This is a genomic window from Acinetobacter sp. RIT698 (assembly GCF_009668065.1).
In the GTDB taxonomy this organism is placed as follows: Bacteria; Pseudomonadota; Gammaproteobacteria; order Pseudomonadales; family Moraxellaceae; genus Acinetobacter; species Acinetobacter guillouiae.
Window position 1 is genome coordinate 111848 of record NZ_WJYH01000005.1, and the last position, 23348, is coordinate 135195.

24 protein-coding genes are annotated in these 23348 nt (G+C 38.7%); 12 read left to right on the plus strand and 12 right to left on the minus strand.

Going from position 1 to position 23348, the window contains the following annotated elements; genetic code table 11:
- Positions 1 to 509 precede the first annotated feature (509 nt).
- On the plus strand, positions 510 to 1118 hold the full coding sequence (locus GJV03_RS03855; protein WP_056514375.1) for a LysE family transporter: 609 nt from the start codon (positions 510 to 512) through the stop codon (positions 1116 to 1118).
- 72 nt (positions 1119 to 1190) lie between these two features.
- Here the strand turns inward: GJV03_RS03855 and GJV03_RS03860 are convergent, their stop codons facing one another.
- Positions 1191 to 1715, minus strand: coding sequence for a YecA family protein (locus GJV03_RS03860; RefSeq protein WP_004722523.1), 525 nt, complete (start codon positions 1713 to 1715; stop codon positions 1191 to 1193).
- 66 nt (positions 1716 to 1781) lie between these two features.
- Positions 1782 to 1988 carry a PA3496 family putative envelope integrity protein gene (locus tag GJV03_RS03865; RefSeq protein WP_004722524.1) on the minus strand — a complete coding sequence of 69 codons (207 nt, stop codon included), beginning with the start codon at positions 1986 to 1988 and terminating at the stop codon, positions 1782 to 1784.
- Between the two features lie 331 nt (positions 1989 to 2319).
- On the opposite strand from GJV03_RS03865, the gene rpoD reads away from it, so the two are divergent.
- The 6 genes from rpoD to GJV03_RS03895 all read left to right on the plus strand — a co-directional run bounded on the left by rpoD (position 2320) and on the right by GJV03_RS03895 (position 9086).
- Positions 2320 to 4263, plus strand: a complete 1944-nt coding sequence (gene rpoD, locus GJV03_RS03870) for an RNA polymerase sigma factor RpoD (protein WP_267313594.1) — start codon at positions 2320 to 2322, stop codon at positions 4261 to 4263.
- 127 nt (positions 4264 to 4390) lie between these two features.
- Positions 4391 to 4678, plus strand: a complete 288-nt coding sequence (locus GJV03_RS03875) for a DUF493 domain-containing protein (RefSeq protein ID WP_004722529.1) — start codon at positions 4391 to 4393, stop codon at positions 4676 to 4678.
- A gap of 171 nt (positions 4679 to 4849) precedes the next feature.
- Positions 4850 to 5539 (plus strand): lipoyl(octanoyl) transferase LipB, encoded by a 690-nt coding sequence (gene lipB, locus GJV03_RS03880; protein WP_105713103.1) that lies wholly within the window; start codon positions 4850 to 4852, stop codon positions 5537 to 5539.
- A gap of 79 nt (positions 5540 to 5618) precedes the next feature.
- Positions 5619 to 6152 (plus strand): hypothetical protein, encoded by a 534-nt coding sequence (locus tag GJV03_RS03885; RefSeq protein ID WP_004722534.1) that lies wholly within the window; start codon positions 5619 to 5621, stop codon positions 6150 to 6152.
- 3 nt (positions 6153 to 6155) lie between these two features.
- Positions 6156 to 7340, plus strand: coding sequence for an iron-containing alcohol dehydrogenase (locus tag GJV03_RS03890; RefSeq protein ID WP_004722536.1), 1185 nt, complete (start codon positions 6156 to 6158; stop codon positions 7338 to 7340).
- Positions 7341 to 7673: 333 nt separating this feature from the next.
- Positions 7674 to 9086 carry an APC family permease gene (locus GJV03_RS03895; protein ID WP_004722537.1) on the plus strand — a complete coding sequence of 471 codons (1413 nt, stop codon included), beginning with the start codon at positions 7674 to 7676 and terminating at the stop codon, positions 9084 to 9086.
- Between the two features lie 74 nt (positions 9087 to 9160).
- On the opposite strand, the gene GJV03_RS03900 is transcribed toward GJV03_RS03895, so the two are convergent.
- Positions 9161 to 9718 carry a flavodoxin family protein gene (locus GJV03_RS03900; protein WP_034615631.1) on the minus strand — a complete coding sequence of 186 codons (558 nt, stop codon included), beginning with the start codon at positions 9716 to 9718 and terminating at the stop codon, positions 9161 to 9163.
- Positions 9719 to 9749: 31 nt separating this feature from the next.
- Complete coding sequence (locus GJV03_RS03905; RefSeq protein WP_154129497.1) at positions 9750 to 10451, minus strand: SDR family NAD(P)-dependent oxidoreductase; 702 nt, start codon at positions 10449 to 10451, stop codon at positions 9750 to 9752.
- A 167-nt stretch (positions 10452 to 10618) separates the two neighbouring features.
- Between GJV03_RS03905 and GJV03_RS03910 the strand changes: the two genes are divergently transcribed.
- From GJV03_RS03910 to GJV03_RS03920, 3 genes are all read left to right on the plus strand, one after another.
- Positions 10619 to 11020 (plus strand): helix-turn-helix domain-containing protein, encoded by a 402-nt coding sequence (locus GJV03_RS03910; protein ID WP_154129498.1) that lies wholly within the window; start codon positions 10619 to 10621, stop codon positions 11018 to 11020.
- A 101-nt stretch (positions 11021 to 11121) separates the two neighbouring features.
- The gene (locus tag GJV03_RS03915; RefSeq protein ID WP_154129499.1) at positions 11122 to 11499 is read left to right on the plus strand and encodes a hypothetical protein; all 378 of its coding nucleotides are present in this window, start codon (positions 11122 to 11124) and stop codon (positions 11497 to 11499) included.
- A gap of 209 nt (positions 11500 to 11708) precedes the next feature.
- Positions 11709 to 12113: a hypothetical protein gene (locus GJV03_RS03920; RefSeq protein WP_154129500.1), complete on the plus strand. Its 405-nt coding sequence runs from the start codon at positions 11709 to 11711 to the stop codon at positions 12111 to 12113.
- A 43-nt stretch (positions 12114 to 12156) separates the two neighbouring features.
- Here the strand turns inward: GJV03_RS03920 and GJV03_RS03925 are convergent, their stop codons facing one another.
- From GJV03_RS03925 to rplU, 8 genes are all read right to left on the minus strand, one after another.
- On the minus strand, positions 12157 to 12636 hold the full coding sequence (locus tag GJV03_RS03925; RefSeq protein ID WP_262782832.1) for a tRNA (cytidine(34)-2'-O)-methyltransferase: 480 nt from the start codon (positions 12634 to 12636) through the stop codon (positions 12157 to 12159).
- An 82-nt stretch (positions 12637 to 12718) separates the two neighbouring features.
- Entirely contained in the window at positions 12719 to 14092 is a 1374-nt protein-coding gene (cysG, locus tag GJV03_RS03930) for a siroheme synthase CysG (protein WP_354666830.1), read from the minus strand.
- A gap of 81 nt (positions 14093 to 14173) precedes the next feature.
- Positions 14174 to 15445, minus strand: coding sequence for a serine--tRNA ligase (serS, locus tag GJV03_RS03935; protein WP_004722550.1), 1272 nt, complete (start codon positions 15443 to 15445; stop codon positions 14174 to 14176).
- 108 nt (positions 15446 to 15553) lie between these two features.
- Positions 15554 to 16360 (minus strand): RsiV family protein, encoded by an 807-nt coding sequence (locus GJV03_RS03940; RefSeq protein ID WP_154129502.1) that lies wholly within the window; start codon positions 16358 to 16360, stop codon positions 15554 to 15556.
- Between the two features lie 96 nt (positions 16361 to 16456).
- Positions 16457 to 17989 (minus strand): carotenoid oxygenase family protein, encoded by a 1533-nt coding sequence (locus GJV03_RS03945; protein ID WP_154129503.1) that lies wholly within the window; start codon positions 17987 to 17989, stop codon positions 16457 to 16459.
- 187 nt (positions 17990 to 18176) lie between these two features.
- Complete coding sequence (gene lolA, locus GJV03_RS03950; RefSeq protein WP_154129504.1) at positions 18177 to 18872, minus strand: outer membrane lipoprotein chaperone LolA; 696 nt, start codon at positions 18870 to 18872, stop codon at positions 18177 to 18179.
- A 252-nt stretch (positions 18873 to 19124) separates the two neighbouring features.
- Positions 19125 to 19379 carry a 50S ribosomal protein L27 gene (rpmA, locus tag GJV03_RS03955; RefSeq protein WP_004722560.1) on the minus strand — a complete coding sequence of 85 codons (255 nt, stop codon included), beginning with the start codon at positions 19377 to 19379 and terminating at the stop codon, positions 19125 to 19127.
- A 19-nt stretch (positions 19380 to 19398) separates the two neighbouring features.
- Positions 19399 to 19710, minus strand: coding sequence for a 50S ribosomal protein L21 (gene rplU, locus GJV03_RS03960; protein ID WP_004722561.1), 312 nt, complete (start codon positions 19708 to 19710; stop codon positions 19399 to 19401).
- Positions 19711 to 20140: 430 nt separating this feature from the next.
- Here rplU and sdsA point away from each other — a divergent pair, with 430 nt between their 5' ends.
- Both sdsA and GJV03_RS03970 read left to right on the plus strand, forming a co-directional pair.
- Positions 20141 to 21124, plus strand: a complete 984-nt coding sequence (gene sdsA, locus GJV03_RS03965; RefSeq protein ID WP_056514413.1) for an All-trans-nonaprenyl-diphosphate synthase — start codon at positions 20141 to 20143, stop codon at positions 21122 to 21124.
- Between the two features lie 15 nt (positions 21125 to 21139).
- Positions 21140 to 23194 carry a site-specific recombinase gene (locus tag GJV03_RS03970; RefSeq protein ID WP_171501831.1) on the plus strand — a complete coding sequence of 685 codons (2055 nt, stop codon included), beginning with the start codon at positions 21140 to 21142 and terminating at the stop codon, positions 23192 to 23194.
- Positions 23195 to 23348: the final 154 nt, after the last annotated feature.

Here is a 23348-nt window from a genome sequence, read left to right on the forward strand (position 1 = left end):
TCTTAACATTAGCTGTCTGAAAAATAATCAACGAATTCCAAGAATAACCACAAAGACATTAGAGCTTTCATAAATCAAAATGATCATCTGGAATAAATTGTATTGCTATTGAACGCTCCCTCTCCCTTTTGAAAAAAATAGGGTGAAAGGGACTATAATGTTGATTTATGAGTTTTAACAGGCTTTATAAAAGAAACCTATTGTTTATATTTTCTTATACTCCCCGTTTCACCAATGCCGACCAATTGAAACACGATCACCATATATAAATAGCATCACTGTATAAAAATCACCCAATCATAATCAATACACCACAGCGATCGTAAAAAATCACCACACATTCGATGTGAGCAAAACTTCCGAGCGATTGAGAAATTTGAGTGAATTCAACGGCAAGCACTATACATTCCAAAAAATCATGCATTTCATCAAAATATTATCGCTTTAACCGAATACAAATATATGAAAAATATAAAAATAATTAAAACTGTGTAAAAAAGGATACATGAGTGAATGAAATGATTGCTGTGATCTTAATCACCTGCTTGGCAGTAATAAGTCCTGGCGCTGATTTTGCTATCGTGACACGAAACAGTTATTTATATGGTCGAAATATTGGATTAAGCACTGCTTTAGGTATTGCTTGCGGTGTTTGGATACATGTGGGTTATAGCCTACTTGGCCTGGGTTTTTTAAAAAATCATATGCCCTATCTTTTACAAACAATTCAATATATTGGCGCTGCTTATCTAATTTATCTTGGCTATAAAACATTCACGCAGGCAAAAATAAAACTGGATGAAATTGGTGTTGGTATCAGTAGCTGGCAAGCGTTTAAACATGGTTTTTTAACCAATAGCCTAAATCCAAAAACAACTTTATTTGTAATCAGTTTATTTGCTCAGCTGATGACTTCTACAGGAAATTCGACCATTCAGCTTTTTGCTTATGGTGCGTTTATTTCGTTGAGTCATTTTGTTTGGTTTGGCTTGATTGCCTTATTTTGTGCACATCCCCGCATACGAAATAAAATTTTAGATCGCCAAGTGGTGATCAATCGTGTGATTGGCCTTTTACTGTTTATTTTAGGTTGTAGCCTATTATTTGCACGGTTTTAACTATTGGCGTAAATCACCAACAAAAAAAAGCATGCCACTTTTCAGTGAGCATGCTTTTTTTATACGCGCAAATTAATTTGGTGTGTGGTACATCAAATAAATTTCATTTAGATTTTCAGGAATTTCTTCAGCAATCTCGTCCATTAACTGACCGTTGCGGCGGAAAGATTCCATTTGAGGATCTTCATCATCAATACCACTGAACACCATCATTGGTAGTGTGAGATCAACAACTTGATCTTCATATTCTGGTGCAAACCAAGCTTCTTCATTCAGGAACATTGCATCGACAAAGCCAACACTCCAGTCGCCTAAGCTTGATTCAACATCAGCTTCTTCAATTTCAAAAGGAAATGTAATTCCTTCTTCATTGGCTAAGTTTTGACGAATCGCTTCAAGCCATGCTTTGATTTGTACAATGATTTCTGCTGGAACTTTCTTTTGATTATTATCAAATAGCTCATCAAGCCATTTATCAAAAGTAGGACCAACCGCAATTGCGCATAAGAAACCATGAGTCGCTGCGAAATCTAGACCAAATTCATTTTGGTCACCATCTAGATAATCACTCAGTAGGTCTAAATCTAAAGCACTCATTTTGTTTCCAGTAAATTTGTATCAGATTTAAGCATAGCATTTTCCCACGCCATGCCCAATGAATTTTTAATCTTCGTCATCAAAATCATCGTCATCATCAATGTCATAATCAAAATCTTTTAAATCTTTTTCTAAACGACGTTGAGCAAGTAAATCATCGATCAAACGTCGCTTTTCTAAAGATTCTTTGGCGCTAATTTTGCTTGATGACTCATCGAAACTAACATCATCATCACCGTAGTTATCATCTAGTTCAAAATCTGTAGAAGACACTAAAACTACCTCATAATGAAAAAAAGTGAATGGGTCTAGGCGCTATTTATCTGTCTTCAGAAAACTTGTCAAGTTTTTTCCGTTTTTTTTACATTTAAATGCGAATTTGGGCTTTTTTCGAGCCCTATTTTATGTAATGATATAATCCACCCTGCGTCTTACTATTTTATGACATTTTCTGAATAGAAATCGCACGGGATGATCTTGAAAATAACAATTTCACCCCCACCTATTTGATTGAATTTAAATTCTGAATATTTTATCGGACAGTTTTATGCTGATTTCTTCCGATGGAATATGCGAGCTATTCAAAGATATATTTTAACAGATTGTGCAATTACGCACGGTTTTTCATTGCCACAGATTCAACGAGAAGAGAGTAAAGATGAGCGAAATGCATTCCCCTACTTCCCAAGTAGCGGCTCTTATTAGCCGAGGCAAAGAACAAGGTTACTTAACCTACGCTGAGGTTAACGATCATCTCCCAGACTCGATCACCGAAAGCGAACAGATTGAAGACATTATCCAAATGCTTCAAGACGTTGGTATTCCAGTTCATGAACGTGCACCTGAAACTGACGATGCAATGTTCGAAGGGAATAGTGAAGCTGGCGATGAAGTTGCAGAAGAAGAAGCTGCTGCAGTACTTGCCTCTGTAGAAAATGAGCCAGGTCGTACCACTGACCCAGTACGTATGTATATGCGTGAAATGGGTACCGTTGAACTTTTAACACGTGAAGGCGAAATTAGTATTGCCAAACGTATTGAAGAAGGTATTCGTGACGTTCTACATTCAATTGCATACTGGCCAAATGCTGTAGAAGTTGTTTTACAAGAATATAAAGATTATGAAACTGGCGAACGTCGCCTTGCCGATATTTTATCAGGCTATTTAGATCCTGAATCTGACGAAGTGATTCCAGAAGTTTTAGAAGACGAAGCTGAAGTTATCGTTGAAGAAGAAGATACTTCTGCAAAACCAACTAAAGAAGTGAAGTTGGATGATGAAGACGAAGAGGAAGAGTCTGAAAGTGATGACGATTCTGAAGGTGAATCTGGTCCAGATCCTGAAATCGCAAAAGCGCGTTTTGAAGAGCTAGAAGCCGTTTGGAACAGTGCAAAAGTCGCAATTGCGCAACACGGCCGTAACAGTACTCAAGGTACTGAGGCAATGGAAGCACTGGCTACTGTGTTTATGATGTTTAAATTTACACCGCGTTTATTTGACATCATTTCAGAAATGATTCGTGGTACGCACGAACAAATTCGTACCTCTGAACGTGAAGTGATGCGTTATGCAGTTCGTCGTGGTCGTATGGATCGTACACAGTTCCGTACATCGTTCCCAGGTCAGGAATCAAATCCTGCTTGGTTAGATGAACAAATTGCAAAAGCACCTGCTGAATTAAAAGGCTATTTAGAAAAAGTTCGTCCAGATGTATTGGCATTCCAACAAAAGATTGCTGATATTGAAAAAGACCTTGATCTAAACGTTAAAGAAATTAAAGACATTTCTAAACGTATGGCGATTGGTGAAGCCAAAGCTCGTCGTGCCAAGAAAGAAATGGTTGAAGCCAACTTACGTTTGGTAATTTCAATTGCGAAAAAATACACAAACCGTGGTTTACAATTCTTGGATTTGATTCAAGAAGGTAACATTGGTTTGATGAAAGCGGTAGACAAGTTTGAATACCGTCGTGGTTATAAGTTCTCGACCTATGCAACATGGTGGATTCGTCAGGCGATTACGCGTTCAATCGCGGACCAAGCACGTACGATTCGTATCCCTGTACATATGATCGAAACGATTAACAAGATCAACCGTGTATCTCGCCAATTACTTCAAGAAATGGGTCGTGAACCGACTCCTGAAGAATTAGGTGAACGTCTAGAAATGGACGAAGTTAAAGTGCGTAAGGTGCTTAAGATTGCTAAAGAGCCAATTTCTATGGAAACGCCAATCGGTGATGATGAAGATTCTCATCTTGGTGATTTCATTGAAGATAGCAACATCACTTCTCCAGTAGATGCTGCGACTTCAGAAGGCTTAAAAGAAGCAACACGTGAAGTACTTGAAAACTTAACTGAACGTGAAGCGAAAGTCTTAAAAATGCGTTTTGGTATCGACATGCCGACTGACCACACTTTGGAAGAAGTAGGTAAACAGTTTGATGTAACACGTGAACGTATTCGTCAGATTGAAGCCAAAGCTTTACGTAAACTTCGTCATCCTTCTCGTTCAGAACATTTACGTTCGTTCCTTGAAAATGACTAAGTTGAATTTGATCAATCTATGAATACTTTCGGGACTTGAAAATCAATCGAGTAACCCCATTAAGTATTTAAGAGAAACACAATGCCTGCACTTATGCAGGCATTGTTGATAAATTAGAGGTGAAAAAATGTTAGACCGCACTCCATCTCGCGAATTACAAGAAGATCTTTGGGTTTTTCCAATGGATTACCCAATTAAATTGATTGGTAATGCGGGTGAAGAATTACGTGGTGCTGTAGTTGAAATTTTGGTAAAACATTTCCCTGAATTTAATGAAGCGACACTTGTTGTACAACCATCACGTACTGGTAAATATCATTCGATTACGGCTCAATTACGTTTTGAAGAGCTTGAGCAAGTGCATGCCTTGTATGCTGACCTTGCTGCTTGCGAACATATTCGTACTGCCTTGTAATGCTGAAATGAATTAAAAACACGCCACAATGGCGTGTTTTTTTGCACCCTGATTTTATCGGGGGAATATGCCCTGCTGGCTTATTTGCAAATGATCAGCAATTGCTTTCACTTTTCCAAACTAAATTTCTTTATAATTAAAGCGATTTCTATATTTTAAGGGCACTTGTCTGTGAACGATGCTGTTCTAAAACCACATCTGATTATTCGTCAATATCAAGACTTAACGCCTTATGCCGAGCGTTTTCAGGAAATGAAATCTTTTACTGAACAACGTGATGAAAATTCTCCAGATCAACTTTGGATCTTGCAACATCCTGACGTACTAACTCAGGGGCAAGCCGGCAAACCTGAACATATTTTAATGCACAGTGATATCCCTGTTGTTCAATCAGATCGTGGTGGACAAGTTACCTGGCATGGTCCTGGTCAAATGGTGATTTATTTCATGTTTGATTTAAATCGCTTGAAATGGAATGTGCGTACATTGGTCACTTATGCAGAGAACTTAATGATCAATCTGCTCAAGAAATATGATGTCGATGCCTATGCCAAAGCTGATGCACCAGGTGTTTATGTCAACGAACGTAAAATTGGTTCACTGGGCTTTAAAATCCGCAGAGGACGTAGTTATCACGGGTTAGCATTAAATATTGATTGTAACTTAGATGGCTTCCATACCATTAACCCATGTGGTTATGCAGGTTTAGAAATGGTCCGTGTCAGCGATTTGATTAAAAACCACCCTGATTACGAGCAACTATCAAAAGATGTGATTGAGTATTTTCAACAGAGTGGTTACTTTAATGATATTGAAGTCATCGACAAAAAATCAAATGACCATGAAGTCATTCACAAATAAATCGCTTTATTTTTATCTGAAAACAAATTAGAGTAATTACTCTAAAACAAAAGTACAATTTTATATAAGGGACTAACGAGTGATTTCAAGTAAATCTATCAAACCCGCTTTAGAACAAGCCTATGTCAAACTCATGATGGATGTGATTGGCAGAGGTTTGGTCATGGCGAGTCAAGTTGATGATGAAATTAAACATGAAGTATCTGTACTCCCTGTTGGTTTTACATTATCAATGAAAGTTTTTCCAAACGGCGCTTCATTTATTGCCAGAGTCAATCAAAACAAGCAACTTGAATTGGTTAAATCTTTAGACGCTAAACCTGATCTATCGATTATTTTCAAACATGTTCATCATGCTTTTTTAGTCTTTTCATTTCAGGAAAGTACAGCTCAAGCTTTTGCAAATGACCGTATGATCGCAGATGGAGATGTGGCACACGCCATCCGTTTAGTGCGTTGTCTGAATAAAATGGAAGCATTAATTTTACCTAAACTGGTTGCTGAACTCGCGGTAAAAGAATATCCATCAGAATTAAGCTTAAAAGAAAAATTAGCGGGCGCTGCAAATATCTATCTTAAAGTTGCCCAATCATATTTAAAAGGGAGTGCTTAACACATGGCTAAACCATATTACGAATTTTTCTGTCCTGTAAAAGTGATCGCTGGTCATGCTGCACTCGAACATATTCCTTTCGAACTTGCATCATTAGGCGCTAAACGCCCAATGATCATCACCGATAAAGGTGTGCGTGCCAATCACCTTTTAGCACCTATTGAAGCTGCATTTGAATCTACTGATATTGAAATTGGCATTATTTTCGATGATGTTCCACCTGATTCAAGCCTTGAAACAGTTCGTGCTGCAGCACAAGCGTATCGTGAAAATAACTGTGATGCGATTATTGCTGTGGGTGGTGGCTCGGTTATTGATACCTCTAAAACAGCCAATATTTTAGTCTCTGAGGGTGGCGATGATTTACTTAAGTATTCAGGTGCACACAACCTCCCTCGCCCACTTAAACCATTTTTTGTGATTCCTACCACGTCTGGTACAGGCTCAGAAGTGACCTTGGCTGCGGTCGTATCAGACAATCAAAAAAATGTGAAAATGGCATTTGCCTCAAATTACCTAATGCCACATGCGGCGATTCTCGATCCGCGTATGACCCAAACATTGCCACCACATCTGACAGCAATGACAGCGATGGATGCCATGACACATGCTGTAGAAGCCTATACCTGTATCGCAGCAAATCCAATTTCCGATGCGTATGCAACTGCTGCCATCAAAAAGATCAGTACAAGTTTATTTGATGTACTGGACCATCCTAGTGATGCAACAGGTCGCTTAGAACTTGCTCAAGCCTCAACAATGGCTGGTATTGCATTTTCTAACTCGATGGTTGGTATTGTACATTCTCTTGGTCATGCTTTAGGTGCAGTAGCGCATTTGCCTCATGGCTTATGTATGAATCTCTTTCTTCCTTATGTTTTGGAATACAACAAGGAAGTGAATGGTGACAAGATTGCCGATCTATTATTGCCACTTGCTGGTGCTGATATTTACGCACAGACCCCTGCAAACCAGCGTGCAGATAAGGCCATAGAGACGTTAAATACCATGCGTGATCGTGTCTATCATTTGACTAAGCTTCCACGTACCTTGAGTGAAACAGGTAAAGTTACTCAAGCACAGCTGGATGAAGTTGCCGAAAAAGCACTTAATGACGGCTCAATTATTTTCAATCCGAAAGAAGCAACCTTTAAAGATTTAAAGTCAATCTTAGAAAAAGCTTGGTAATTGTCTAAAATTGCGACAATATAGAGGGAGCTATTGGCACTAAGTCTATGTTTGCAGTGATGTAGTCTACAGATGAAATGTTGACAGCCCCCGATAGTAAATAGCCTGATGTTTATCTAAACATCGGGCTTTTATCTTGCAGAATGGGCAGTCACTTATTTTTTGATCAAGATGGCACGTTTTCTGCTAAAAAAGCCAACAAAGTTACTGACAAATGTGACCTTTTAGAGTAGATTGGCGCACTTTTGTTTTATTCTTAGGGGGGATCGTTCGTCTCAAACGATCCTTATAAATATGACTGATCCTTGATCAACGATTAAGAGGATAACGCCGTTGACAGATATCTCTGGGACTCAATCCACAGCAAAACTGAAAAAAAATCTTGTGCTGTGGCATATTATCATTATTGGTCTAGCGTATATTCAGCCACTTACCTTATTTGATACCTTTGGTTTAGTGTCCGACGGAAGCCATGGACATGTTCCAACTTCTTATATTTTTGCGCTTGTTGCCATTCTCCTGACCTCTATCAGTTATGGTCATATGATCAAGCGCTACCCTTCGTCAGGGTCTGCTTATACCTATGCGCAAAAATCGATTCACCCGAATGTCGGCTTTATGGTTGGCTGGTCTTCTTGGTTAGATTATTTATTATCTCCACTCGTCAACATCATTTTGGCTGATATTTACTTAAGAGCCTTATTCCCAGATGTGAATAACTGGATCTGGGTCATTGCACTGACGGCAATTATGACTGTGATCAACTTGTTTGGTTCACGTTTTGTTGCTCGATTTAACAGTACCATTGTAGTGGTGCAACTTGCGATCATCTTCTACTTTGTTTATGAAGTTTACTTACTGTTAACTCAGGGTATTTACGCAGATGGCACCTTAAACCCAGATAAAGCTGAATTATGGTCACTTGCTCCATTCTGGAGTGAAATGACTGCAATTGGTGCGTTAATCGGTGGTGCAACGATTCTTTGTTTCTCTTTCACAGGGTTTGATGCGTTATCATCCCTTGCAGAAGAAACCAAAGATGCTGAAAAAACCTTACCAAAAGCAATTTTCTCTACAGCGTTGATCGCGGGTATTATCTTTATTTTTAGTACCTATTTTATTCAGCTATTTTTCCCAAGTAATGCCAATCTTTACTTTAATCCGCTGGATGAATCTCAACCTGTGATGCTTGAAGCACTTGGCAATGCAACCATTCTAACGGCAATTACAGGCATCGCATTTAAAAAGTTAGTATTGTATTTTGCGGTCATTGCTGTACTGGCTTCTGGTATTTCTGCACACGCTGGGGTATCCCGTTTGATGTATGTAATGGGTCGTGATGGCGTCATTAACAAAAAGATTTTTGGTCATATTAGTCCAAAATTACATACCCCGACTTATAATATTTTGATTGTCGGTGTTGTTGCGTTATCAGCAGGTTTTCTTGACCTTGAACATATTGTCAACTTAATTAGCTTTGGTGCTTTAACTGCCTTTAGTTTTGTGAATTTCTCCGTGATTTCACGTTACGCCTTACGCGATGGCAGAACAAAATCACTGAAAGAAATCATCAATTATGTGGTGATTCCATCTCTTGGTTTTGCCAGCGTGTTCTTGATGTGGTTAGAAATTGATGAAATGGCATTAAAACTCGGGCTTGCATGGGCTGTATTAGGTGTTGCCTATTTAGCCTATAAAACTCGTGGTTTCCGCTACCCTGCGCCACAACATAATGAACATGAATAATTGATTATTGCATATGTAATCAAATAAGAAAGGCGCTTTATGCGCCTTTCTTATTTTAGTCATATCAGGTGTAATTATGCTGCAATAAATTTTTCCGTAATCGCTTTGATTCGTTTTGCATATTGTTTTGCAGTCTCTAAATCACCGCTTGGAATCTCATCTGTACTGGCATCAGCAGGTGATTGAACCAATAAGCCGACAGAACCACCTAAGCTGTTCACATCCTGACGTGTAGCGCTTTTGGTGTTTGATGGTGCCAAACCAAGACTGACCCAAATACCACCATGTTGTGAAGCCAAGGTATGTAAAGAAATTAATGTGACTTGCTTATCACCATTTAAACTTGCACTGTTGGTAAAACCACCGAAAACCTTGTCTGCCCATGCACGAGTAAACCAACGCTTAGAAGATGCATCTGCAAATTTTTTAAATTGCCAAGGTACACCGCCCATGTAAGTTGGCGCACCAAATACGATTGCATCTGCGGCATCTAAAGTGTCCCAATCCTGATCTTGAATATTGCCCTCTTGATCCACTTCGATGAGCGTTGCCTGAATTTCATTAGCAAAAGTTTCTGCAATGACTTTGGTATGGCCATAACCTGAATGATAAACAACAGCGATTTTTGACATGATAAGTCCTCTGATCTAGATGATAGGTATATTAATGTTTGATATAACTTGGAGGGGTTGCAGTTAGACCTTGTTTGAGTTGTTGGGTAGATTCCCCAACCAACACTTCAAAGGCATTTTGTTGAATTCCATCAAATACGTGTTGCGCCACTGTATGTGGTGAAATTTTGGCAATATCGAGTGACTGGGTTAAATCTGTGTCGATAAAACCGACATGTACCCCCATCACATGAACATTGGCTTTAGCTAACGATTGCCGAGTTGAATTGGTAAATGACCATGCTGCCGCTTTAGAAATCGCATAACTGGCTAGCATCGTACTGGGTTCCCAAGACACATCCGATAAAATATTGACGATATAACTTTCCGCATGGCTTGCTAAAATTGGAGAGAATTGCTGAGTCGTATTGATCACACCATAAAGATTGGTGTCTAAAACCGTCCGTGTCACTGCTGCAATATTTGCGTCTACAGGACTTTCATTTAAGCGTGCAATACCTGCATTGTTGATTAATAGATTGACATCACCACATTCTGCAACAGCTTTTTGAATAGATACGGGATCTGTAACATCTACAACAATCGGAATAATACCCTGTTGATTAAAATCTTGAAGATTACGCATTCCTGCATAAACTTTCTTGGCGCCACGTTGTATCGCTTGCTGGGCAAGCGCTAAACCTAGACCACGATTTGCACCCGTAATAAAAACGACCGCATCTGTTATTTTCATTAAAACCACGCTCATAAATATAAAACGGTCGATCAACGCTATCAATCAGCAGAAGTTGTATTGACCTGATTAATTTATGATATACTTTTGAAATCTAGTATCAATTAGTTACTACATGGTAACTGGTCATTTCTTGGTTATAACTTTCCAAATTGAGGTATAGATTGATGACTAATACATTCAATTTTAATATTTTTCATCCAAATTGCCCGGCACGATCTTTTTTTGAAAAATTTGCAGATAAGTGGGTTTTGATGATTATTTATCGACTTCATCAAGATTCTCAGCACTTCAATGAACTGAAAAAAAACTTAACAGGGATCTCACCTAAAGTGCTTTCTCAGAAATTAAAAATTCTGGAAAGAGATGGATTTATCACCCGTACAATTCATGAAAACAATGTGATTCGTGTTGAATATGCATTAACCTCTCTAGGCTTTGAGTTTGCACAAACCGCTTTATCATTTAAGCTCTGGGCTGAAGGCAATGTGCAACATATCATTCGTGCTCAAAAACAATTTGATGCAATTCAAGCAAAAAATGAGCCAGCACTGTTGCAGGAAGCCTAAACCTCAACACTCTAAATATGACTTATACTCAGCTTGCGATGTTGTAAGCATGATATAAACTCAGCATCATTTTAATAAAACATAGCAAAGGGAAAAAAATAATGAAAATTACACTGCTCTTTCTGCTGACAATATCCAGCCATAGTGCGTTTGCGTCCTATGAAAACTCTTGTGATTTAGAGGTTAAACTTTTAGAAAACACGTCTACACGTACGCTATATATCAATAAAGATGGCTTAGGTGAAATTGAGGAAACAACACTCAACATAAAAGGTGTTGTAAAAAAAGCGCAAGCCGCTGGCCGAGCAGATAGTGGTTGTCAACACTATATCGGCAAAGTCTTAGAAGAAAATTTAAGAGATTTCCCAAATCGCTCTGAATTTAAAAAAGGACAAAAAATTAAACTGAATATCTTAATCACAGATTATAAAGGTATACCAAAATCTGAAACGGTGACCTATTTAGGACCAGATAAATAATTAATCAGTCTACTATGAAATCAATCCAATACATGCTGTGATCCTTTGCACAAAGACACTTTGATACAATTTAAGCAGCAAAGAGTCATTACCTTTGCATGAATCATCAATTCCAATGCTATAAATACAATGTACACTCAACTAAAAATTTTACCTGATGCAATACACATAACATCTTATAAATAAAACATGTTAAATGGGAAAAAATAATGAAAATACCATTCCTCTTTATCCTAACCCTATACAGCCATCAAGCGTTTGCTTCTTATGAAAACTCTTGTGATTTGGTGGTGAAGCTTTTAGAGAATATGACTATAGAGACCTTAGCTGTTGCTAGAAGTGATGGACTCTCACACAAGGGTCATATCCATCTTATCTCTTTTAAAGGCCTTGTAAAAAAAGCACAGGTTTCTCATCGAGCTGATACAGGCTGTCAACACTATTTAGGAACGGTGTTAGAAGATAAGATCATCTCAGACATTCACTACACAGCGAAGAAAGGACAAAAAATTAAAATAAATATTCGGATTAGGGATTTCAAAGGCAAATCCCAATCGGATGAAATCGTTTATTCAAGTCAAATTTCATTGATCCGCCCAAAAAGGCAATCATAAATGAATATGAATAAAAACCCATCTATACGATGGGTTGTGATTTTTATTTTAATTCTTTAAACCCTTGCTGACGCCATGCTTCATATAGAATCACTGCGGTGGCATTCGATAAATTCAGACTACGTGAATTCGGTGCCATAGGTAAACGAATCCAATGCGCCTGAGGGAACATCATACGGACATCTTCTGGTAAACCACGTGTTTCTGGCCCCATCAATAAAGCCACAGGTCTGTTTAAATCTGAGGTATGTGGTGTTTCAGTACCTTTGGTGGTTAAAGGATAAATCGCATCAAGATCAATTCCCTGACCTTTTAAATGAGCCAAACACTCAGCAAAGTTTTCCCAAACTTTCATATGTGCCCATTCATGATAATCCAATCCTGCACGACGCAACTTCTTATCATCCAGTTCAAAACCTAAAGGCTTGACTAAATGTAATTGTGCACCTGTATTGGCACATAAACGAATGATATTCCCTGTATTTGCAGGAATTTCAGGCTCGTATAAAACAACATGAATCACGGGAGATCTCTACTTATCAGAATACAACCTAAGTCCTTCAAAAAAGACCATGTCTGTTTTTAAAGAAAAATTTAGGCAGATATTATTGCCACTGTAACTGTTCGCGTAAACTCACTACTTCACCAATAATGGTCAAAGTAGGTGCTTGAATATGGTTTTCTTCAACTTTTGATGCAATATCTGCCAAAGTTCCAACCACCACCTTTTGATCCGGGGTTGTCCCTTTGGAGATCAAAGCCACTGGCATATTTGGACGTTGACCATGTGATATTAGGTTTTCACAAATTTTTTCTAGTCCCACCAAGCCCATATATAAAACCAATGTCTGATTTTCATAAACCAACTCATTCCAAGGTAACTCAGGTGAACCTTCTTTTAAATGTCCCGTCAAAAAACGAACGCTTTGTGCATAATCACGATGTGTAAGCGGAATCCCAGCATAAGCTGAACACCCTGATGCGGCGGTAATGCCCGGAACAACTTGGAACGTAATATTGGCTGCAAAAAGCTCTTGAATTTCTTCACCACCGCGACCAAAAATAAATGGATCACCACCTTTTAGACGGCAGACACGTTTGCCTTCAGTGGCATATTTGACCAGTAATGCATTAATCCCATCTTGTGGCACAGAATGATTTGAACGTGCTTTACCCACATAGATTTTTTCAGCATCACGACGACACAATTCTAAAATCGCGGGGGACACTAAGCGATCATAAATCACCACATCCGCTTGCTGCATCAATCTAAGTGCTTTTAAGGTTAATAGCTCAGGATCACCTGGCCCTGCACCCACCAAATAAACTTCACCTTTTGGTTTTTGCCATTTTGTTAAAGCTTGTTCAATTAGACGATCCGCCTCTATGAGATTGTCATTAAACACCTGCTCTTTTAAAGGGCTGGCATATAAATCTTCCCAAAAGATTCGACGTTCATCAGGATTAGCAATCTGTTCTTTAACTGCTTTACGCCATTTCCCAGAAAAATCAGCAAGTTTACCCATTCCATGTGGAATAGACGCTTCAAGCTGGGTACGAATCTGGCGAGATAAAACAGGAGAAGCACCATTGGTGGCAATTGAAACCACCATTGGTGAACGATCAATGATCGCCGGCACCATAAAGCGACAATGTGGAGGATCATCAACACTGTTGACCAACACATTTAAATCTTCACAAGCTTCAAAAACAGCTTGATTGACAGCTTTATCATTGGTTGCAGCAATCACCAAACGATAGCTACTTAAGCTCATTTGAGGATCAAATTTATCGGCATGATATTGCCCATGAGTTGAATGGACAATATCTAAAAGGTTTTGCTCTATATCTGGTGCAACCACATGAATCACTGCACCTGCTTTTGCAAGTAATACTGCTTTGCGATAAGCAATATGCCCACCACCCACAATCAGACAAGGTTGCCCTTGTAGTTTTAATGAAATTGGGAAAATTTCCACAGTGTTCCTCAAAAGTTCAAATCTGATTGTACTAAGCAATATTTATGCACAAAACTGAACCAAATATCGAGTTTTCGACATTTAGTCGATAAATGTTGCACCAGCCATGTACGGGCGTAACACTTCTGGCACTTCAATAGAGCCATCGGCACGCTGATAATTCTCCATCACAGCCAATAAAGTACGACCGACAGCCAAACCAGAACCATTTAAGGTATGTACCAGCTCAGTTTTCTTTTGGTCTGCACGATAACGCGCCATCATACGGCGTGCTTGGAAATCGCCCATATTTGAACAAGAAGAAATCTCACGATATGTATCTTGGCTTGGTACCCAAACTTCTAAATCATAAGTTTTACACGCACCAAAGCCCATATCGCCACCACATAAAACGATTTTACGATATGGTAAACCCAAAGCTTGTAAGATCCCTTCCGCATGACCTGTCAATGCTTCCAAAGCGTCCATTGAATCTTCAGGCTTTACGATTTGAACCATTTCAACTTTGTCGAATTGGTGTTGACGGATTAAACCACGAGTGTCGCGACCATAAGAACCTGCCTCACTACGGAAACATGGCGTATGCGCAGCATATTTCAACGGTAAACGGTCAGCATCGATGATTTCATTACGGACAAAGTTCGTCACTGGAACTTCTGCAGTTGGAATCAAATAGTATTCTTTTTCGCCTTGTAATTTAAACAAATCTTCTTCAAATTTAGGCAGTTGACCTGTACCACGCAATGAGTCTGCATTGACAAGATAAGGTACATAAGCTTCGGTATAACCATTTTTCAAGGTATGGGTATCCAGCATAAATTGGGTCAATGCACGTTGTAAACGCGCCAATGGACCTTTCAATACACTGAAACGTGTACCCGTTAACTTGGTTGCCGTTTCAAACTCCAACCCACCCATCATTTCGCCAAGGTCAGTATGGTCTTTGATTTCGAAATCAAATTGGCGCGGTGTGCCCCATTTTAATACTTCAACATTATCACTTTCATCTTTCCCTTCTGGCACAGACTCATGTGGCATGTTTGGGATCGAGAGTAGTTTTGCTTCTAATTCAGCTTGAAGTTCATTCAATTCAACTTCAGCAGCTTTAATTTCATCACCAATCGCACCCATACGTGCCATGATTTCTGAAGCATCGCCACCAGATTTTTTGATTTGACCAACTTGTTTCGCACCCGAATTACGCTCTGCCTGTAAGTTTTCAGTTCTAGACTGAATTTCTTTACGGCGAGCTTCTAGTGATGCCCATTCTTCAACGTTGAGTTGTACACCACGTTTGGCTAAGGCTAAGTTTACAGCCTCGATATTATTTCTGATTAATTTCGGGTCGATCATAGTCAATCTAAAGGGTAAGAAAAAAACTGACTATAGTGTAAGCTCTTCACTGTAAAAAATACAGTGACAGAGCATTAGACATACATGAATTGTATGATTTGAAGACAATTAAGGTGTAACAGGTTTTTCTACAGTCGCTTCGACTTGAGGTAGACTTGGTAAATACTCAGCTTTAATCAAATCTTTTGCCACTTGATACGGCAGCTTTAACTCAGGCATACCTTCTGCATAAGACGTAAGTTCATATAATGGATAAACAAAAACCAGACCATTTACACCATAATAGTAGTTATCACTTAACTGCAATTTATCACGCGTAATATCTTTTTGAATCAACCAATTCGCATTGGCATCATAAAGCTGTTCAGCAACTTTTGCTTCCACGTTTGGTTTAAGAATATCGGTCAAGGCTAAGCGCTTTTGCGTGCTTAAATCGAATGTCACATATTCATTGTGATACATCCCATGAGCTGCACCTGCTGCATAGGTATAAGTCTGGATCACAAAAGTGGCTAAATTATTTTGTTGTGAAATAAAACGAACATAAATTGAATTTTGATTTAAACCTTTAGGTGAAGATTGTGCTTCACTTTCAGTTTGGGCATGATTTTGATCTTTCTCAAATGCGCCAGGTACATCTTTTTTAATACGATTTAGAAAATACTCATCTAGCCAAGGCACATTACTTTTAACAGTTTGCAAATCATATTGCGTACAACCATCTTCATCACAAAACTGTTTTTTTACCACATTGACGCGTTCAACCTTGGCTTGAATCAGCGGTATTTGCGCGTGTTGAGTCGTACTTGCAGCTTGTTCTGCTTGAGGTGCTGGCTTTTCTTGGCATGCGCTAAACATGAGCATACTGGATAAAAGAGATAAAAAAATCAGACCACTTTTAAAATTTACTTTCATTTCTATATCTTTAAAGCATATTTAGTAATAGCCCTATCATAAAACCAGAACCTTTAAATTAATATTCATAATTGTTAATTATTGAAATTTTGTTGTTTATCCCGATGTGCTAACTCTTTTATTCAAATTAGCGCCAACTTTGTCATTTTGATTGAAATCTACATTTGTATGGGTCTCAACCCAATTACAATGAAACCCCAGTGGTATATGTATGCCTAAATCAATTTCAGCTTGTGGCTGAATTTCCAATCCATTTACTTTTAAAATAACAGCTTTGGCTGCTGCTCCCTCCACATGATGCAAATAGGCCATCAAATAACCATGCCCTTCTGCACTGTGTTCATGCTCAGCCACAAAAGTGACTTCACCAATTGCCCACTGTATACCAAAATCATAACTCACAGATGTTTGCATTTCTAAATCATGAATATATAAACAATTGAACAATGCAGTTTCAGCAAAACCCAAAGTATATAAATAGCGATATGGGACCCCAGTAAAACGCGCATCAATTTTCGGAAACTCTTGAATCCGAGAGTCGAGTACAGCTCTATGTAGCGTTTGTGAGCTTAAATCAATACGCCAACGTTCTAGCTGTGCATGTTGCAATTCATAAGCTGCGTGTTGGGAATGTTCAAAATCATCCTGATGTACCAAAACATCTAAAATAATTCTATTTTCATGATCACGAAAAGCATTTGCTGCATGAAAAACAAAACATGGTTCAAGCTCAATCCACTGAATCTGTTCAGCATTTGCATATTTAGGCAATATCCCAATGCGTGCTGGATGTTGTTTATTCCATTGATAGGGAACACTTGCGCCACGCAATAATCGAGTCATTGAAAAAGTAAGTGGAAAATCAAAAACCAAAACTTCTTGTTGTGTAATGAGACAATCATGAATCATGGGACCATGTTGTAATAAAATTTGCGTTACATGAATTAAATCGCCATGTTGATCAATCACTTGGTAATAGGCATTTTTACGATCTAAGGCATCATAACTAATCGCATGTAAATGCCCTGTTTTAATATCTTTACGAGGATGTGCGGTAAACGGTAAATCAGCATCACTATTAAACAACTGATAACGTTCTGCATTTAACTCATCATCTAGGCAGATCGGAAACGCGCCAGCTTCAATCACCGCCCAAAGCTTTCCCGCATGCTTAAAAATATTGGTATTTACAACATCATGTGCACCACGGCGAAAGCCGCCTATTGCTGGTTGTTGTTTATATTGCTGCACCGTATCTGTGGCCAGCATACTGCTTTTAAAGCAGATTGCTTTACCCGCTTGTAATTTAAGCGCGTGAATCATTCCATGACCAAGATACCACTCAAATAATGTAGGCTTTTCTACTCCAATCGGATTTGAGCCAATTCTTAACAATAAACCATTTAAATGTGGTGGGATAATTCCTGATATTTTTAAGGTGGTTGTGATAATTTCTTCAACTGGCTGGTAAAGCTTTTTGTGATAAAGATTGACTTCTTTATCACGACGATGCCGTCTTAAAAATCGCCCAATCATGCTGATTAACTTTTGTCTCAAAACATTCAAAAATGACTTTTGCGCAGTCATCTTTGGGTAATGTTTGAGTTTCAATTGTGTTTTGCGATACATACAGCATCTCAGTTTTTATATTCAAGCCCTTGTTTGAGCATAGAATACTCTTGTATTGAAAGCTACCGTATTCCTTGAAAGACATCCATCCTTCGCCTGATCAACATGACTGAGTCTATTGCTGTGTTCTGTTTAATCGGCATAAAAAAGCAACCTTACGGTTGCTCTTCTATTCAATCAAAGTCGTTTATTGATCAATAATGTCTGTGCCTTTAGGCGGCACAAAATTAAAGGTAGACGCAGGGATAGCGGCATTGACCTGTACATTGTTAAAACGCACAGTGGTTGTTTGACCTAAAGAATCTTGCAAGATCATTAAAGTCGGTGCATTTTTCGCCCCAAAACTGATCGTCAAACTTTGGAAAGCACCATCTTTTTGTTTTGGATACAAGGTATAGTAAGTTTTACCTGCATTTGGCTGAGTAATACGATAAGCCTTTTGAATTTGTTCTGTATTACCACTGAGGAGTAATGCTGGTGTATTGGCAACCTGCTCATCTAAACTTTGGCGTACAGCCTGCTGTAAGTCAGGATCGTAAATCCACACTGTACGACCTGCGGTCACAATAGTCTGTTTTGCGGGTGTAGTGGTTTCCCAATAGAATTTACCAGGACGTTCAACCTTCATTGTACCTTTAAAGGTTTGATTCATATGCTGAGCGGCCAAACCCTTTTTCTGTGCAACTTTACCTGTTTGAGTCGCTTTTGTGGTTTGCTCAAAATTTGCAGTGAAGCTTTTTACACCACTGAGTTGTTTAACCAGATTGGCAGTTGCTTGTTGCTCCGAAGCAGCAGTTGCTGCAAAAACTGTTGTGCTCATTACAGGTGCAAACAGCGCTGCACTTATAGCCACTGCACCCATCGTTTTACGAAGCATATTCATATGTTCACCTTTTCTATGTCTGTACCTCAATTAAAATATTCAAATAATATTTGGCACAGAATGTAATTTATTAGATTGCTTATCTTAAACCAAATTGAGTCAGTAATAATTGAGAAAATAAGAAGTTTTGTATTGTTATTGGTGCAATATGTTGAAAATTATTCATCATGATGAAGATGGGTTTTTCTTTAATAATAAAAAAAAGTGATAAAAAAACCCGCAATAAAGCGGGCTTTTTTGCACTATTAAAGCTTACGCTTCAACAGATACATAGCGACGGCCAAATTGACCTTTCACTTCAAATTTGATTACGCCGTCAGCAGTAGCAAATAAAGTATGGTCACGACCCATACCAACATTTGTACCAGCGTGGAATTCTGTACCACGTTGACGAACGATAATGTTACCAGCAGTCACAGCTTGACCACCGTACATTTTAACACCTAACATTTTAGGATTCGAATCACGACCGTTTTTGGTCGAACCACCGGCTTTTTTAGTTGCCATGTCTATATACTCCTAGTGATTAACCTGCGATCGTAGTAATTTTCAACTCGGTAAACCATTGACGGTGACCTTGTTGTTTACGGTAGTGCTTACGACGACGCATTTTAACAATACGAATTTTGTCATGACGACCGTGACCAACCACTTCTGCAGTTACTTTTGCGCCAGCTACAACTGGAGCACCGATTTGAATGCTTTCGCCATTCACAACCATTAATACATCATCAAATGTAATAGTCGCGCCAGTTTCAGCTTTCAACAATTCTACTTTAAGGGTTTCACCCTCAACAACACGGTGCTGTTTACCACCGCTTTGGATTACTGCGTACATAATGTACTCCAACTTACCCGTGTCGTCGTGCCGATAAAGGAATATATCGATCTTAAGACGAACGCCACTGGGGGTTATTCAAGGGCAAAGATTTTAAGTGATAATGAATTAAACAACAAGTCATTTCCAGCAAATATTATCATTGTATAGAAAATAATCTACATAAAACGGTTTTTTTAAGATTTCCCCTTTGATAATATGAATTTTTTTTTAAGATACAGCTAAAATTGAAATAGATTTTTAAAACAAATCCGCTACTATGTAGCTCAAAAGAATGATCGATTGAATGTTCAATGCTTTATTCATCTTTGGACAAAGAAAGAACAAATCATTAAGATTCAGGCACGATGTCTGCTTGCAAAAGCAACATTCAGACATGTTAATTGTTACACTAGCAACTTATAACGCATTTGCATGAGGCTCCCACCCGATGACCATCGACTTTAAGCAAGATATTCTCGCTCCAGTTGCAACCGACTTTGCTGCAATGGACAAGTTTATTAATGAAGGGATTACCTCAAAAGTTGCTTTAGTGATGGCCGTCAGTAAACATGTTGTTGAAGCTGGCGGTAAACGCATGCGTCCAATCATGTGCCTACTTGCAGCGAAAGCATGTGGTGCAACAGATCTACAGATGGACCCTTATCGCAAACTGGCAGCAATCATTGAAATGCTGCATACCGCAACATTGGTACATGATGATGTTGTAGATGAATCTGGTTTACGTCGTGGCCGTCCAACTGCAAACGCAACTTGGAACAACCAAACTGCTGTGTTGGTGGGTGATTTTCTGATTTCTCGAGCTTTTGATCTTCTGGTTGATCTCGACAATATGATCTTGCTCAAAGACTTTTCGACTGGCACTTGTGAAATTGCCGAAGGTGAAGTGTTACAGCTTCAAGCACAGCATCAACCCGAAACGACTGAACAAACTTATTTAGATATTATTCACGGTAAAACTTCTCGTTTATTTGAACTTGCAACTGAAGGTGCTGCCATCATTGCAGGGAAACCTGAGTATCGTGAACCATTACGTTTATTTGCAGGTCATTTTGGCAATGCCTTTCAAATCATTGATGATATTTTAGACTATACCTCTGATGCTGAAACATTAGGTAAAAATATTGGTGATGATTTAATGGAAGGTAAACCCACTTTACCTTTAATCTCTGCCTTAGCAAATACTCAGGGTGAAGAGCACGAAATTATCCGTAAAAGTATCGCAACTGGTGGAACAAGCGATTTAGATCGTGTGATTGAAATTGTTCAGAGCTCAGGTGCTTTAGATTATTGTAGTCGCCGTGCCACAGAAGAAACTCAAGCTGCGATTCAAGCTTTGAATCATTTACCTGAATCTGAGTATCGCCAGGCATTGTATAATTTAGCGCAACTTGCCTTACATCGAATTCAATAAAATTTAACAAGGCTTATGCATATACAATTTAATGATCTTTTCCTCCTTATGCAGGAACAACTCGATGGCATAAAAGTTGTTCCCAATCCTGATATATTAATTGAGTTAATCAATCGTATCAGACCCAGTGACAGCCACAATTTAGAAGAAAGTCAAAATAAATTTGATGCTTTAATTCAAGCACTGCTCACTACGCCCAATGCATCTTCTGCATTTCAAGGTTATTTACTCAAGCTGGTCAATCACTATAAACAAGCAGGATTGTATGCAGATAGTGGGATTTTATCTTTAGACGGCTTTTGGAATCAGCTTGGGCAACGGATTGGTGCACATTTTCTACCTTTATTAACAGACGAATCAGATCTCAAAGATTTGGTTGGCAAAGTGTTTCACCAGCGTAGTGATAAATATTGGCTGGAAAATATCAGTGAAAAGAAATGGGAACAATTGTTCCGATTACTCAATCAAGGTCATCGTTATAAAAACGATAAATTGGGAATTAAACGCGATATTGTCAAAGCCATTACGGTGCTTTCCTATCGAATCAGTGGTATTGGCTTATATCCTGAATTTATCAATGCCTACCCTGAGCTTCAAGAATATGAATCGCCATTTTTAGTTCAAAACCGTGAAATTGTTGAGTTTATAGAAGCATATAAAAAGCAACATCGCGATGAAGATGAGTTTGCTGTGGGCATTCCTCCCGATGCAGACCAAGCATTGGTCATGATTGAACAATGTCGTGATGTGGTACAGAAAATCCGTCGAGCAATTAAACGGATTGGTGTGAGCTTAAGCCTGACTTATTTACTCTCGCTACTAGAACAATGTATTGATCGAATTGAACTCTTACTCAATCTTCTGGTCGAAGATGATCAGATTCGTTATCAGCTCTGCGGTGAATTGCTCACGGACTTAGTCAATGCACACTATAGTGAAACCAGTGTGCGTGATTTACTTAAAACCAACAGTGAGTTAATCGCACTACAAGTCACTGAAAATGCCAGTAAGACAGGCGAACATTATGTAAGTACCGATAAGAAAGGTTTCTTTGGCATGTATAAAGCAGCTGCAGGTGCAGGTGCGATTATTGCAACCATGGCAACCCTGAAAATACTGACTGCACGTTTAGTCCTTGCACCCTTTTTGCATGCTTTTCTCTACAGTATGAATTATTCATTGGGTTTTATCCTGATCCATGTTTTGCACTTTACTGTAGCAACCAAACAACCGGCTATGACAGCGGCCGCACTTGCATCAACAGTTCAGCACCAAAAAGGTTCAAAAACAGCGCAAATTGCTGAACTTGCCGGACTGATTATTAATATTATTCGGACCCAGTTTATTGCAATTCTAGGAAATATTTCGATTGCGATTCCTACTGCCGCATTAATTACCTATCTATGGCAGCTGTCAATGCATGAACCACTTTTGACGCATGCTAAAGCCACAACCTTACTCGCCAGTCTAAATCCATTTACTTCATTGGCAATTCCTCATGCAGCAATTGCCGGTGTTTGTTTATTTTTATCAGGATTAATCGCTGGATATTTTGACAATATGTCAGTCTATCGAAAAGTCGGTCCCCGCTTAAAAGCCCACATAAAATTGAAAAAAATGATGGGACAAGCCAGACTGGACAAATTTGCAGATTATATAGAGCGAAACTTAGGCGCTTTAGCGGGTAATTTTATCTTTGGGATCATGCTTGGAAGTATGGGAACCATTGGTTTTATCTTAGGTTTACCTTTAGATATCCGCCATATTGCATTTGCTGCTGCCAACTTTATTCAAGGCTTAATGACCATCAATGGTTCACCTGATATTGGCCTCATCATAGTGTCTTTCCTTGGGGTGTTGTGTATTGGTTTGACCAACTTATTTGTCAGCTTCACGCTCACCATTATTGTGGCACTCAGAGCAAGACAAGTTCGTTTTTCACAATGGAAACCATTGGCAAAACTTATATTTACCCATTTTTCTACCCGTCCGCTAGATTTCTTTTGGCCGCCAAAACAACCCTTACAACTTGAAGATGAGGCAAACTCACAAAGCAAACTAAATCACTAGGATTTTTGTTATTTTTTGTGCAAATTGTTAAATATTTCACAAAAAGAAATTAGTATAAATTACCTAAATTTACTCACTTGAAAAAAAGTGTACTGGCTAGTACACTTCGGTTGATTAAATAAACTTAACGTACGCAATTTATATACTCTAGGTT